14 protein-coding genes and 2 pseudogenes are annotated in these 13700 nt (G+C 53.8%); 5 read left to right on the forward strand and 11 right to left on the reverse strand.

Translation table 11 applies throughout. From position 1 onward, the window contains the following. Positions 1-105 precede the first annotated feature (105 nt). From ACMZI0_RS09975 to prmB, 10 genes are all read right to left on the reverse strand, one after another. Positions 106-198, reverse strand: coding sequence for a hypothetical protein (locus ACMZI0_RS09975; RefSeq protein ID WP_415672824.1), 93 nt, complete (start codon positions 196-198; stop codon positions 106-108). Positions 199-286: 88 nt separating this feature from the next. Further along, positions 287-562, reverse strand: a complete 276-nt coding sequence (locus tag ACMZI0_RS09980; protein ID WP_415672825.1) for a fimbria/pilus outer membrane usher protein — start codon at positions 560-562, stop codon at positions 287-289. Then, on the reverse strand, positions 447-1706 hold the full coding sequence (locus ACMZI0_RS09985; RefSeq protein WP_415672826.1) for a fimbria/pilus outer membrane usher protein: 1260 nt from the start codon (positions 1704-1706) through the stop codon (positions 447-449). Before ACMZI0_RS09985 ends, ACMZI0_RS09980 begins: the two co-directional genes overlap by 116 nt. Next, positions 1606-2112 carry a fimbrial protein gene (locus ACMZI0_RS09990; protein WP_415672827.1) on the reverse strand — a complete coding sequence of 169 codons (507 nt, stop codon included), beginning with the start codon at positions 2110-2112 and terminating at the stop codon, positions 1606-1608. Before ACMZI0_RS09990 ends, ACMZI0_RS09985 begins: the two co-directional genes overlap by 101 nt. Positions 2113-2498: 386 nt before the next feature. Further along, positions 2499-2780: a YfcL family protein gene (locus ACMZI0_RS09995; RefSeq protein WP_415672828.1), complete on the reverse strand. Its 282-nt coding sequence runs from the start codon at positions 2778-2780 to the stop codon at positions 2499-2501. Between the two features lie 31 nt (positions 2781-2811). Beyond that, the gene (locus tag ACMZI0_RS10000; protein WP_415672829.1) at positions 2812-3375 is read right to left on the reverse strand and encodes an elongation factor P hydroxylase; all 564 of its coding nucleotides are present in this window, start codon (positions 3373-3375) and stop codon (positions 2812-2814) included. Continuing rightward, entirely contained in the window at positions 3372-4175 is an 804-nt protein-coding gene (locus tag ACMZI0_RS10005) for a sulfite exporter TauE/SafE family protein (RefSeq protein ID WP_415672830.1), read from the reverse strand. Before ACMZI0_RS10005 ends, ACMZI0_RS10000 begins: the two co-directional genes overlap by 4 nt. 3 nt (positions 4176-4178) lie before the next feature. Beyond that, positions 4179-4955 carry a penicillin-insensitive murein endopeptidase gene (mepA, locus tag ACMZI0_RS10010; RefSeq protein ID WP_415672831.1) on the reverse strand — a complete coding sequence of 259 codons (777 nt, stop codon included), beginning with the start codon at positions 4953-4955 and terminating at the stop codon, positions 4179-4181. Between the two features lie 59 nt (positions 4956-5014). Then, positions 5015-6100 (reverse strand): chorismate synthase, encoded by a 1086-nt coding sequence (gene aroC, locus ACMZI0_RS10015; RefSeq protein ID WP_415672832.1) that lies wholly within the window; start codon positions 6098-6100, stop codon positions 5015-5017. 84 nt (positions 6101-6184) lie between these two features. After that, positions 6185-7117, reverse strand: coding sequence for a 50S ribosomal protein L3 N(5)-glutamine methyltransferase (gene prmB / locus ACMZI0_RS10020; RefSeq protein WP_415672833.1), 933 nt, complete (start codon positions 7115-7117; stop codon positions 6185-6187). A 316-nt stretch (positions 7118-7433) separates the two neighbouring features. Between prmB and smrB the strand changes: the two are divergent. Beyond that, positions 7434-8005 (forward strand): annotated as a pseudogene (gene smrB / locus ACMZI0_RS10025) (endonuclease SmrB). Between the two features lie 53 nt (positions 8006-8058). Here the strand turns inward: smrB and sixA are convergent. Next, a complete protein-coding gene (gene sixA / locus ACMZI0_RS10030; protein ID WP_415672834.1) occupies positions 8059-8541 on the reverse strand; it encodes a phosphohistidine phosphatase SixA in 483 nt (160 codons plus the stop codon). 791 nt (positions 8542-9332) lie between these two features. Between sixA and ACMZI0_RS10035 the strand changes: the two genes are divergently transcribed. The 4 genes and pseudogenes from ACMZI0_RS10035 to ACMZI0_RS10050 all read left to right on the forward strand — a co-directional run bounded on the left by ACMZI0_RS10035 (position 9333) and on the right by ACMZI0_RS10050 (position 13700). After that, positions 9333-9866, forward strand: coding sequence for a spore coat U domain-containing protein (locus ACMZI0_RS10035; RefSeq protein ID WP_415672835.1), 534 nt, complete (start codon positions 9333-9335; stop codon positions 9864-9866). Between the two features lie 91 nt (positions 9867-9957). After that, positions 9958-10457: pseudogene (locus ACMZI0_RS10040) on the forward strand (spore coat U domain-containing protein). An 87-nt stretch (positions 10458-10544) separates the two neighbouring features. After that, entirely contained in the window at positions 10545-11054 is a 510-nt protein-coding gene (locus ACMZI0_RS10045) for a molecular chaperone (protein WP_415672836.1), read from the forward strand. Between the two features lie 927 nt (positions 11055-11981). Continuing rightward, positions 11982-13700 (forward strand): fimbria/pilus outer membrane usher protein, encoded by a 1719-nt coding sequence (locus ACMZI0_RS10050; protein ID WP_415672837.1) that lies wholly within the window; start codon positions 11982-11984, stop codon positions 13698-13700.

Consider the following 13700-nt stretch of genomic DNA (forward strand, 5'->3'; position numbering starts at 1 on the left):
ACCTCCGTGGCTGACAAGGCAGATCAAGATGGGTGAAAGCGTCGCTGCCGCGTGGCGGTAAACGGTAACTGACCGCACACTGTTCTCCGGCCTGCGGCCCCCAGGTTACCTGCAAGTTACCGCATTCTTCGCAAGACGGGCATAGATTTGTCCACCTCGCCCAACCATGCCAACGCTGTTACCCGCCGCATCTATCACATCGGCCCCATCGGGGGAAAGCTACCGTCTTCCAGATACGTGGCGATCAGTACAGCCCGGCCTTGCAGTGTAGAAAAACTGACCTGCGTCACAGAGCGCCCACATAGGGGACCAATCGCTGGCTGCCGTCCTGCAATTCGGTTTCATCATTCATGGTGCTGGCATCCAGCGTGATGGTGTTGTAACGGTAGGGCGCCAGCGACGGCAGGATGGCGTAGCCAAAGCGATCGATAGTTGCACCCTGCCCATTACGCACCATCGCCCCTTCGGCACCTGGCGCACGAATCAAGGCAAAAGTATCGCTGGCATAAGGCCCGAGCGTGATTCCGCCCTGATGCAATACCAGCGTACTGGCGGCTCCCACGCCAAACTGACGGTAGTTGTCCACCTTGCGCCACAGAGGCACGCACCGAGCCAAGGGAAGTGCTTTGCTGTGCGCTGCCGCCAAATGTCATGGCATTGCCGCCGTGTTGATAATCTTCAACCCTGGTGTAGGCAGACCAGGTGAACTGACTGTTGTCGCCCGAAGCCCCTGCCACACTCAGCGTGCCTGAGCGCGAGGCTCCTGTCCGGTTCATGTCCAATGAGACCGTGGAGCGGGTATTCCCGACATCAAAGGGGACAGAAAAACCGAGCGCGACAAGGGTTTCGGTATAGCGTTGCTGACCGGTGTTGTCATAGTCTCCGTCATTAACGCTGACAAAATTACGCCCACGATCCCAAACGGTGCGCTGACGCGCCACGCTCAGGTTATAGCTGATGTTGCGCCAGGTGTTATTGTAACCAAGTTGCAGTTGGGTGACGCGTGATGACTCGCCGTAGTAGCTACTGGTGCTGGCAGACATATTCAGCATGTCCCAGGAACCCATCGCCTGACTCACCGTGGCAGAGAAACGGTTTTTTTGGTTCAGACTGTCTGACCAGTAATTTCCATCATTGCGGTACTGGCGGCGCTGGCCGAGTACATCTTGCAGATCGCGAAAACCGGTGGTGGAGTAGTGCCAGGCTGCCAACACCACGCTGGTACCCGAGGTAAAAGTGCGGCCATAGCTGAGTTCACTGCGCCAACCCGCTTCGGTATGACCATTCACATCCGCGTGTGACCAGGTCGCGTTCGTCCCTATTGCCCCTAAGGGGGTGGCGATCACGGTGCCAAGCGGCCCCGCCACATAGTCATCTGCAACGCGCACAAACACATTGTTGAGCCCATGCTGGACAACCCCTCCGACAAACTGGTTATCGAGACTGTTAAAATGACGCACGCGCCCCAGCGCCACTTCGTATTGCCAGTTCCCGGGGAGCACAGAATCGGGCACGGAGGCATAAGGCACAGTAAGGGTCGAAACCCGTCCGTTGGCCTCAATGACCTCGACCCGCAAGTCTCCGCGATCCTGCGCGTTATACAAATCACGGATAACAAAAGCGCCGGGCGGAACGATGGTTGCATAGATAATTTGCCCTAATTGCCGTACCACCACGCGCGCCGACGCCCCCGCCACACCGCGCACTTCTGGTGCAAATCCTCTGCGCCCTTGCGGCCACATACGCTGATCGCTGGCAAGCTTGAGCGTTATTCGCCGTGCCGGTATTGCCCAGGTTGCCCGCGCTGGTAACCTGATTACCGACAAATACCGTGGAAACCGTCATGCCGTCGGCATCACCCGTACAGCCGCTCACACCGATATCAAAGGTGGTTTGCCCAGCAGTTTGGCCCGCAGCATTCAGTTGGCTGGCACTGACTGTCGGCAGTAATACGACGGGTGATGCGTTATTACCATTGACCGAAACCTCACAGGTTTCGTCCGCGACTTCACCCTGAAAAGAAATGGTATTGTCAGAAGCCAGTGCCATTCCCGGAACGACAACCAGTGAAGCAACAAAACCAAAAGCTACAGCATATTTATTCAGCATCATTTATCTATTCTCTGTCATCAAAGTTAATTTATTACCCTCAACACGAGGGTAAAGATATAACGAGATAACGCATCATTAACTCTGATTCCTTGCAGAATATAACCTGTCAGTTTAACAGGCCAGGCAGCTGCTTTTATTCCTTGCTGCTGTAGCATCACTCGTTGATGGCTATTATTCCGGATATTATAAAGAGAAGTTTACTGTGCGTATATAATTTAATCAGAATAGTGTAAAGATACGCGAAAGTACGAAAAATTTATTTACCAATAGAAATAAATTATTTTGCAAGATATTGTTTTTAAACAAAACACCCGCTTGCGCGGGAATAGTCACAGGATGAGAAATAATACTATTTCTCATCTTTCTAACCCATTCAGATCTATTTATCAGTTGATTTTTGAGGCGCGCTGAAATAAATCTTCCCACATGCCATTGACCAATATCTGATCCGGCGGCGAAAGCTCACCGTTTTTAATCGCTTGCTGCACGCTGCCGCAAACGCGCTGATAGAGCGCCTGAACAGTGGTTTCGCCCTGCTCTTCAGCCTCCGCCACTGCCAGCGTCAAATGACCGCACAGGTAGCCACCGGCAAAAAGTTCATCATCGCTGGCACGTTCTACCATATCATCAATCAGCGCGAGAATACGCGCTTCACATTCTGCGATCATCTAACATCCTCACTATTAACGTTTATCCGCATCAGTTGAGATCGGCGGGATACGGGAACTGCTCCGCCGTCAAAGGCGGCGTATTGTAAAACGATTGTAATGCACGAATAAAGCGCAATGGCCGTGCCGGGATACCCTGCTCGAGATACGTCATCACTTGCGCATGTACTTTACGCTGAAAAGCAATGCGATCCGGCTCGATATCGCCTTCCAGATTGTCGCAACTCACATTAAAGGGAAAGCCAGATGCCACGCAAAACAGCCAGTCAAACGCCTGTGGCTTGATTTCTACCTGCTCAAATTGCCCCTGCGTTGCCGCATCACGCCCATCCGGGCAGTACCAATAGCCAAAATCGACCAGCTTGCGTCGCGCTTCACCGGCAATACACCAGTGTGAAATTTCATGGAATGCGCTGGCATAAAACCCATGGGCGAACACAATGCGATGGTCAGGGAGTTGTTCATCGGCGGGCAGATAAATAGGCTCATCATCCCCTTTCACCAGCCGAGTGTTATAGTCCTGTTCAAAGCACTGCGCGAATAAGGTGATGAGATCGCGGTAATCGTGCGTGGTGCTTAGGGTAGATGTGGTCATGACCAAAGATGTCCCATCCATTGGGCAATATCGCTGCCGTGGTTATCATAAATCAGCTTCACGCTCATGCAGGCCGACACAATCACCAGCATCGGTCGGATCAGCTTTTTCCCCTTATTGAGCACCATGCGAGCCCCGAGACGCGCGCCCAACACCTGCCCTACCAGCATCACCAGACCGACACCCCAGAACACCTGACCGCCCAGAATAAAGAACAGCAACCCGCCAAAGTTGGAGGTGAAATTGAGCACCTTGGCATGCGCCGTGGCTTTGGGTAGGCTGAAACCGCTGAGCGTGACAAACGCCAACGCATAGAAAGAGCCCGCCCCCGGACCAAAGAAACCGTCATAGAACCCGATACATCCGCCCGCCAAAAAGGCAAACGGAAGGCCAGACAAGCGCTTCTGGCGGTCTTCATCGCCAATTTTTGGCATTAACAGGAAATAGAGCCCGATGCCGATCACCAACACAGGCAGGATCTGGCGCAAAAAATCCGCGTGAATCTGCTGAATCAACCATGCGCCAAACGTTGAGCCCAAAAAGGTTAACGCGATGGGCAGCTTTTGTTCACTTAATTTCACTGCGCGCTGACGGACAAAATAGAGACTGGCAGAAAAAGAGCCACCGACCTCTTGCAGTTTATTGGTTGCCAGAGCCTGTGCAGGGCTCAGACCCGCCGAGAGCAAAATAGGGATGCTGAGTAACCCGCCCCCACCCGCGATAGAATCGATAAAACCGGCAAGCGCCGCAAAAGCAAACAACACCCCGAGCATTTCGGGGCTGATCAAAAACCATTCCATGACTTAGTTCACCAACAGATGTTTATCGAGTAATGCCTGGCACGAGGCCGGTAACGGGGGTGGCGTTTTCACTGGCGCTTCAGCGCTCGGCTGGCGTGGCGTAAACCAACTGCTCAGCTCTGCCCCGCAACCGTCGCCAACGGGTGGGGCTTCTTGATCCTGACATTCCAAGCTATCCGCCGGGCAGCGTAACCGCACGTGCATGTGCGCCCGGTGCGCAAACCAGGGGCGCACTTTACGCAACCAGTCACGATCCTGCCCTGCTTCCTGGCACAGCTGTTTCTTGATTGCCGGATTGACGAAGATGCGGGTGACCTCATTATCCTGCGCTGCCAGTTTGATCAGCGCCGTCACCTGCGGTTGCCACAAGCGCGGGTTAACCTGACGACCGTTGGCCGCCACCAGATCGATGGGTTGTGGTTTCAGCAGTTGCTGGGCCGTCCAACGTTGCAACGGCATCTGTAACCAAATATCCGCATCCAGACCGGACTGATGGCTGGCATGGCCGATACTGAATCGACCACCTGCTGGCATCCCCATATCACCCACCAGCACAATACCACCGGTTTGCTGCTTCACTTTGGCGCTCAGTCGCGTGATAAACGCCAGCAAATCCGGATGACCGAAATAGCGGCGTTGATCGATACGCATCACCTGATAATTTACGGATTCCAACGGCAACGGCTGCGCACCGACAATACAACCGTTAGAGAACGCACCAATAGCCTGCGCCGCACCGGGCACCGGATGCGCGATCTCTTGCCACGGGGTTTTGCCCATACGCCCGCGCTCAGCAGCACAGCAATGGCCCCCCCACCAACCCTTTTTTCATGTTTAATTTACCAACGAGGAAACTGACTCACGACGTCCGCACACTGGGCGCGCTGACGCAACAGATGATCCATCAATACAATCGCCATCATTGCCTCCGCAATCGGCACTGCACGAATACCCACGCAGGGATCGTGGCGTCCGCGGGTGATCATTTCCGTTGCTTCACCCTGTCGGTTGATGGTTTTCCCCGGCACGGTAATGCTCGAGGTCGGTTTCAGCGCCAGATGCGCAACAATCGCCTGTCCGCTACTGATGCCGCCCAGAACACCGCCCGCATGGTTGCTTTGGAATCCCTGCGGGGTAATTTCGTCACGGTTCTCACTGCCTCGTTTGGCGACAACCGCAAATCCATCGCCGATTTCCACGCCTTTTACGGCGTTGATGCTCATCAGGGCATGAGCCAGATCCGCATCCAGACGATCGAACACTGGCTCGCCTAAGCCGGCGGGCACAGATTCGGCAACAACGCTCACCTTAGCACCGATGGAGTCGCCCTCTTTTTTCAGGGCACGCATCAGTTCGTCCAATGCATCAATCTTGTCAGCATCGGGGCAGAAAAACGGGTTCTGCTCAACGATATCCCAATCTTTCAGCTCGCAGGTGACATCGCCCATCTGTGCCAGATAACCACGCACCTGAATACCGTGTTTCATTTGCAGGTATTTTTTGGCAATGGCCCCCGCTGCCACGCGCATCGCGGTTTCGCGGGCCGAAGAGCGGCCACCGCCGCGATAGTCACGCACGCCGTATTTCTGTTCGTAGGTATAATCGGCATGACCGGGACGGAATACATCTTTAATCGCGCTGTAATCCTGAGAGCGCTGGTCAGTATTTTCGATGATAAGACCAATGCTGGTACCGGTGGTGACCCCTTCGAAAACGCCGGACAAAATACGCACTTGATCCGGCTCGCGGCGCTGGGTGGTATAACGAGAGGTACCGGGACGACGGCGATCCAAATCGCGTTGAAGATCCGCCTCGGTCAGCGGAATGCCCGGTGGTACGCCATCAACGATACATCCCAACGCAATACCGTGGGATTCGCCGAAGGTAGTGACGCGGAAGAACTGGCCAATACTGTTGCCCGCCATCACGGCTCCTTTCTGTGTTACATCGCTATTCTGTACAGCATTATGATTTATGTGGCCAGTATGTGCCCGGCATCAACGCTATGTTTATTGCCGATACGCGGCAAAATGGCTGTGGCAATCAACAAGCTGCGCTTTTGTCAGCGTAAATACGCCATCCCCTCCGTGCTCGAATTCAAGCCAGGTAAATGGAATATCCGGATATTGATCCATCAAATGCACCATGCTGTTGCCCACTTCACAAATCAGCACGCCCTGATCGTTGAGGTAATCCGGCGCGCAGGCCAAAATACGCCGTACCAAATCCAGCCCGTCATGGCCTGCGGCCAGCCCCAGCTCCGGTTCGCGGCGAAACTCTTGCGGCAAATCGGCCATGTCTTCCTCATCGACATAAGGGGGGTTGGTCACAATCAGGTCATACTGGAGCGGCGGTGACGCGCGGAACAGGTCGGAGCGAATCGGCGTTACCTGCTGTTCCAAGCCGTGTTGCTGGATATTGTGCTCAGCGACCGCCAATGCATCGCTGGAGAGATCGACGGCATCCACTTCCGCTTCGGGGAATGCGTGCGCGCAGGCAATCGCGATGCAGCCGCTCCCGGTACAGAGATCGAGAATATACTGCGGCTCAGCGGCAATCAATCCGGCAAACTGCTGCGAAATCAGCTCGCCAATTGGCGAGCGCGGCACCAGCACGCGCTCATCAACAAAAAACTCCAGCCCGCAAAACCACGCCTTGTTGGTCAGGTAAGCCACGGGCAGACGCTCATTCACGCGACGAATCACCCGCTCAACGATACGCTGACGCTCCGATAACGTCAGACGCGAGCCATACATATCCGCTGGGAAATCAAGGGGCAAATAGAGTGTCGGCAGCACCAGTTGCAGCGCTTCATCCCACGGATTATCTGTGCCATGACCATAATAGAGTTCGGCCGCGTTAAAACGGCTCACAGCCCAGCGCAGCATATCCTGCAAGGTATGCAGGTCGTTGACCGCTTCGTCGACGAAAATTTTATCCAAGTTAGTCCTCCACAGACCCCACCTGTCCGGAAATGCCGCTTAGTTTGCCATGAAGCCAACGACAAATCAGCAGATATCACCCGTCAGCGCAGAAATCCTACCTCTTTGCCTATCAATCGATTCACCGTCTTTCTCCTTAAGGCAATAGCGGGTTTGCTATTAAAAAGGTAGCGCAGGTGATATTACAGGTTACACTGGAGCAAATATGATTTATGGCACATGCCATATGAATTGATGCCCTGACGCCAGGCCGCCCCATCGGGAAGCAGATACGCCGACGTAAAAAGGACTGAGAGATTCACAACGGGGTGACCAAATGAGTAGAAAACACGCGTTGAATGACGACGACGCGCAACTGTTCCGTTCCTCGGTTGCCGGAACTAAAACGCTGCGCCAAGATACCTATGTGCACCGCCCTCAGCGCCCTCACCTCGAAGGGAAGCTACCGCCACGCAAGGCGTTACAGGAGCAGGTGGATGCCAGTTTTTATTTTTCTGACGAATTTCAGCCCCAGTTAGACAGCGAGGGGCCGATGCGCTATGTGCGCCCCGGCAGCAGTCACTACGAGTTGAAAAAACTGCGGCGCGGCGACTACTCCCCGGATCTGTTTCTCGATTTGCACGGATTGACCCAGTTGCAAGCCAAACAGGAGCTGGGCGCCCTGCTCGCAGCCTGCCGTCGTGAACACGTTTACTGCGCCTGCGTCATGCACGTCACGGCAAGCATATTCTCAAGCAGCAGACCCCGCTCTGGCTGGCACAACACCCCGATGTACTGGCTTTCCATCAGGCACCCAAAGAGTTTGGCGGCGACGCAGCGCTATTGGTGTTGGTGGAACTGGATGCGGCTTATGGCCAGACAAAAGCAGGCAGTGAAACGCCGCGATAATGCGCACTTTAGTGACGCATTATCGTAAGGCGTTCGCGACAGGTTATCGTCGTTCAGGATTTAAGCGTGAGCTGAGATGGGCCGATTTGCCAATCAAATATACCGGATCCGGTCTGCGCATCCAGCGTGACACAGGCCACTGCCGAGGTGGCAAACATCGGTGCACCCGTTTGCGGGCTGAGCTCCTCCACTAGATAGCCCACCAAGGGCAGGTGTGAGACGATCAATACTGATTCAATCCCCTCACCGGCCAAGGCCAACAGATAATCACCCACGAATGCAGCATCGCCTCCCGGAGTCAGCTCCGGCAAGCAATCTTCTTCATCGGGCAGAGAAAGGATACCACGCAAGGTAGACAGGGTTTGCTGAGCGCGGACATAAGGGCTAACCAGAACACGCGCGATGCCAATATTCTGGTCATGCAACCAGAAAGCCATCTGACGCGATTCTTCAACACCGCGCGCACTGAGCGGGCGAAGCGCATCGCTGGCTGCGTCAGGAACTGCATCACCATGACGCATGATCAAAACTTGCATATAACACCGTTATAGTAAAAAACTTCTTTATATTATGCTGTTAACGCATCTTACCCGAGCAATCCCATCCGTGCGGACACCGTCCGGGCTGGGGGCAAAAAGTGCCGTTTTGTTGCAAATTTAACCGAAGCACGAAAGACTTTTTTTACCTTACATAGGAAGCATGAGTCAACCGATTTGCGCATGCCGATAAAGAGGCGCGCACCACACTCTGCTGCCAACCCCGACATTGCGGCCAGATTACACAAACTAATCATATGGTTAAGCCTTCTTCTCGTTTTTGCTGCTTCCGTGATTGAGGAAAAAAAGCGAAAAACGACATTTTTGACATCGTTGCAAGGCAAAAAAATAGATTAAAAACCCATAAATAGTTACTATTTTAAAATTAAAAACCAACAGCATACATAATTTTGCTTTTTCATTTCTTTTTTCTTTTTATCAAAATACTTACATTGTTAAACAAGGGGGTGGCATCTATCTTTATGAAGAGTGTTTTATGTAAGTTATTATTAAATTTATTTAAAAGTCGTTCATAACCTATTATTCCGTGCCGCTGGCGATACCCGCGAAAGCACCGATTGCACCTTCTTTTTATTTATATTGCCCACCAGAGAAAGCAATGCTGTAAAAACAGGGTTAAAAGTTGATAACCCGCACGCTTTGCCGATTTTCCCTGTGCTGATTTGTCGCAGTGGAAATGAAAAACCTATGCGCTGCCTCTATTTCCACGGTTAAAACGCCATGGCGTTTACTAGGATTATCGTGCTCAGCGCTTGTACGAAGGAATGGCAATGAATAAACAAAAAGCTGCGCTCGCCACACTCTCTTCTTTATTCCTGTTTATGCCAACAACGTTTGTTGAAAGTGCCACCATTAGCGGCAATATCGGTGTTTCCCTGACGGTAAATTCGACCTGCCTTGTTAACAACCTGAGCAGTGGTACATTCGGAACGCTGGCCTTTGGCCAGGTAGCGGATTTAAACAACAACGTTGACGCCGAGGTGGGCAGTTCTGGCCTTTCAGTGCTCTGTTCGTCAGGTACCGCCGCCGTGCTCACTATCGGATCGGGTTCAAACGGCACCAGCTCCGTGCGCCGTCTCACCAACGGTGCGGGTACTCCGACACTGATTTCCTATCGACTTTACAGCAACAGTGCGCGCTCATCGGAAATTGCTATCGGTGGCACCCTTAACGTTCCCGCAGGAACAGGAGTAGCACAAACCGTGCCCATCTATGGCCAAATTGTCTCATCTGAGCAAACGCTCAAATACCCACCTGTAGGCAACTACACAGACACCATCACTGCAACGCTTACCTGGAACTGATCAACAGGAGAATCTTATTGCCATGAAGGCTTGCACAGGGAGAACCACGGGCATCAGCGCATGGCGGTTTTTCCGTGATGCTACGCCGCTACTGGTAATACTGCCTGGTTTTGCTAACCCGGTGTTTGCCGTCACGGTCAATGCGTCATTTGACGTGACTGCTACCTTGCAAAATGGCTGTCTGTTTGGCGTTAACAGCAGCAGCTCAAGCGACATGGGCACCCTCAATTTCGGCGCACAAAGTGCCACTGCCACCAATGTGAATGTGGCCAGCAGCGCAGGCAGCGGTTCCATCGTCGTTACCTGCACGCCTGGCGTGTCTGTCTCTATTGCGCTGGATTACGGCGCAAACGGCGGCAGCAGTGCACAGCGTTACATGAAAAACAGTGCAGGAACACGCACGCTGCCCTATCAGCTCTACCGTGACGCAGCGCGTTCTCAGGTATGGGGCACCGGCGCACTGGCACTCAGCGTCTCCTCTTTTCCTAGCACCACACAAACCTATACGGTGTATGCATGTATTTTGGCGCTACGCCGTTGCCTGCTGCCGGGCAGTATAGCGATAGTGTCACCATAAACGTGGCTTATTAACCGCGGAGGGAGGGCGGGCAGCAATCATTTTGATAAGCGTAGCGGCGTTAATAAATACAGCGTTATTAACAACAATAAGGCGTTGGCATGAAGATAATGAAAAGTAATGTGGGGCGATTTTTATGCGTTGTAGCACTGTTTGTCTGTTCAGGCGCATTTGCCGCCAGTTCTTTGCTGGTGTGGCCGATTTACAAAATTATCGAGGCCAATAACAGCAGTTCAGCGCTCTGGTTGGAAAACCGGGGGAATAATGTTGTTGGCCTGCAAATTCGGATTATGGCCTGGCGTCAGATGCAGTATGAGGATCGCTACGCCGATCAAACCGAGGTGATCCCGACCCCACCGTTTATCAAACTCGAACCTGGCCAGCGCAGCATGATCCGACTGATGCGTGTGACCCCCACCTCAACCTCTCAGGAACGCGCCTTTCGCATTGTTATCGATGAAATAGCAACGCCCTACTTGCCGCAAAGCAGCAATACAGCCTCAGGCGTACAATTCCAGATGCGTTATCTGTTGCCACTCTTTTTGCGAGGCTCAGGCAACGATAAGCCCGCTAGCGCCGATGCAACTGCGCTGGCGCATCGCGCCCGTTGAGGACAAACCCTATCTCTATGTACGCAACGAGGGCCAAACGTATGCCCGCCTGAACAATGTTTTTTGGTCTGCCTCACCACAGGGGAAAGGAAAGGCGCACGCACCCTGATCAGCGAAGGTTTTCTTGGGTACGTATTGCCAGGGCAGGAAATGCGCTGGCCGCTGCCCGCCTCAGCGGCGACACCGGGCGCAAATGCCATTCTGTTCACCCATTTAGCGGATGCGCCTGAACCTATTGTGATCACTCGCGGTTAATCCTGATGCTGGAGCGTTTGGGATATCCATCGCTGCGCATTTGCCCGCGCATTTCCTTGCTCGCAGGAGGTACGCTCCTGTGCGTATCGACCGCGTTTGCCGCGCAGGAATTTGGCGATTTGCCGCCACCTCCCACCGCGCCACCCACCCAAGGGACGGCACTGTATTACCTGACGTTAGCTGTCAATGGATACAGCGATAATCAGGTCATCCCAGTTTCCGTGCATGGCGATCACTATGAAGTGGACAGCGCTGAACTGGCCCGGCGACACATAAAACTGCCCGCACATGCCGCAGGACGGGTAGACGTCAGCACTTTGCCCGATGTGACTGTATTCTATGACAGCCAGATGCAGCAGCTTCAACTCACAATACCGACAGACTGGCTGCCTCAGCAGCAGCTCAGCATCAGCGATGGCAGCAGCATGCCGCGTTTATCCGCACGCAGCAGTACCGGCCTGTTGTTTAATTACAACCTGTTTTATACCTCGCCGCCACAGCAGGGTGACACGATGAACGCGTTGATGGAACAGCGTCTGTTCAGTGACTATGGCACCTTGTCCAACTCGGGGCTGTGGGTGATAAAAAGCCCCTACACCGGCGATGGAAATCGCTATCGCCGCTACGATACCTACTGGCGCTACAGCGACAGTGAACACATGGTCAGTTACCATGGGCGATCTCATCAGCAACTCGCTGACCTGGAGCCAATCCGCGCGTATGGCGGGCCTGCGCATCGGGCGCAACTTCAATCTGCGCCCGGATATCGTCACCTATCCGATGCTGCAATACGCGGGTTCAGCGGCGGTGCCCAGCACGCTGGACCTGTTTATCAACGGCTTTAAAACCAGCAGCATGACGCTCAATTCCGGCCCGTTCACCCTGACCAATACCCCCTATCTCAACGGTGCGGGTGAAGCTACCATTATCACCACCGATGCCCAAGGGCGGCAGATAGCCACCAGCGTGCCGTTTTACGTGTCTAACACTCTACTGCGCCAAGGACTTAGCGATTTTGATCTTTCCGTTGGCGTGTTGCGCCGCACTTACGGGCTGGGGCAGGATCTCTATGCGTCAGACCCCGCGTTCAGCGGCTTCTATCGCTATGGGGTCACGCAGAACCTGACGCTCGCAGGACATGGAGAAACGGTGCGCGATCTTTCCCTGCTCGGTGCGGGTGCCGACATGGCCGTCGGGCGCTGGGGAACGCTCAGCGGCGCTTACAGCCACAGCGAAAGAGACGGAAGTGGACAGCAATACGTCTTCGGCTATTCCTATTATGGCAATACCGTAGGTTTAAACGTTCAGCACCAGCGTCGCACCCAGCGTTATCAGGATCTCAGCACCTATGCCACTCCCGGCAACATGAGCAAAGAGAGCCTGCAAGCCACACTCAGCAGCGCATTATTCGGCACGGCAAACGGCACAGTCGGTATCGGCTATTTCGCCATTACGCCGTTTAATGATTCACGCACGGAACTGGTGAATCTTTCCTATACGCGACAACTGTGGGGTAACAGCACGCTGTATCTGGCAGCCAACAAAACGCTGGGCGATCGTGGTTACAGCGCCCAGCTTCAGGTGATTATTCCCTTCGGCAACAACGATACGTTCAATACCAGCGTACAACGCAATAACCAGGGAGAGAGCCTCACCACACTGGGTGTGACGCGCACGCTCCCACTCGACGGGGGTTTTGGCTGGGATGTCGCCTACAGCGCAGGCAACGATCCTTATCATCAGGGCGCACTCAGTTGGCGCGACCCCTATAACCAGATACAAGGTGGGATTTACGGCAATGAGGTAAGGCAAACGCAATGGGGCGAAATCAGCGGCTCGGTTATCTATCTGGATGGTAGCCTGTTTCCCAGCAACCGCATTAACAACGCCTTTATCGTGGTCGATACGCAAGGCTATGCCGATGTGCCCGTGTGCTACAAAAACCAGTTGGTCGGGTATACCAATCAACAAGGGCGGCTGCTAATTCCGTGGGTGACATCCCACTACCCGGCCAAAGCAGAAATTGATCCACTCCCCTTACCGCCCGATGTGGACATATCAGCGGTTGAAACCCGGTTGGCCGTGAAGGAAGGCAGCGGAACGCTGGCCTCTTTCACGCTCAAAAAGGTGCGCTCGGCCAATATCGCGTTGCGTAACAGCAGCGGCGAAGCGCTGCGCGTTGGCACCTGGATTACCGATGAAGCGAGCGGCAACACCACGATCAGCGGCTATGACGGTTTGGTCTATTTTTCCCAGTTAGGCACTCAAAACCGGCTGTCGTTTACCCAGGAAGATGGCCGTCGCTGTCGTGTGCAGTTTTCACTGCCAGAACAACAATCGATGCAGGCACAGATTGGCCCACTGACGTGCCAGTCGGATAACCAAGGATAA

It is taken from the genome of Symbiopectobacterium sp., assembly GCF_047692315.1.
Taxonomy (GTDB): domain Bacteria; phylum Pseudomonadota; class Gammaproteobacteria; order Enterobacterales; family Enterobacteriaceae; genus Symbiopectobacterium.

Coding starts and splice junctions, on each gene's coding strand:
- ACMZI0_RS10045 (WP_415672836.1), top strand. CDS start 10,545: ATGAAGATAATGAAAAGTAATGTGGGGCGATTTTTATGCGTTGTAGCA.
- aroC (WP_415672832.1), bottom strand. CDS start 6,100: ATGGCGGGCAACAGTATTGGCCAGTTCTTCCGCGTCACTACCTTCGGC.
- ACMZI0_RS10050 (WP_415672837.1), top strand. CDS start 11,982: ATGGGCGATCTCATCAGCAACTCGCTGACCTGGAGCCAATCCGCGCGT.
- ACMZI0_RS10035 (WP_415672835.1), top strand. CDS start 9,333: ATGAATAAACAAAAAGCTGCGCTCGCCACACTCTCTTCTTTATTCCTG.
- ACMZI0_RS10005 (WP_415672830.1), bottom strand. CDS start 4,175: ATGGAATGGTTTTTGATCAGCCCCGAAATGCTCGGGGTGTTGTTTGCT.
- ACMZI0_RS10000 (WP_415672829.1), bottom strand. CDS start 3,375: ATGACCACATCTACCCTAAGCACCACGCACGATTACCGCGATCTCATC.
- ACMZI0_RS09990 (WP_415672827.1), bottom strand. CDS start 2,112: ATGATGCTGAATAAATATGCTGTAGCTTTTGGTTTTGTTGCTTCACTG.
- sixA (WP_415672834.1), bottom strand. CDS start 8,541: ATGCAAGTTTTGATCATGCGTCATGGTGATGCAGTTCCTGACGCAGCC.
- mepA (WP_415672831.1), bottom strand. CDS start 4,955: ATGGGCAAAACCCCGTGGCAAGAGATCGCGCATCCGGTGCCCGGTGCG.
- ACMZI0_RS09995 (WP_415672828.1), bottom strand. CDS start 2,780: ATGATCGCAGAATGTGAAGCGCGTATTCTCGCGCTGATTGATGATATG.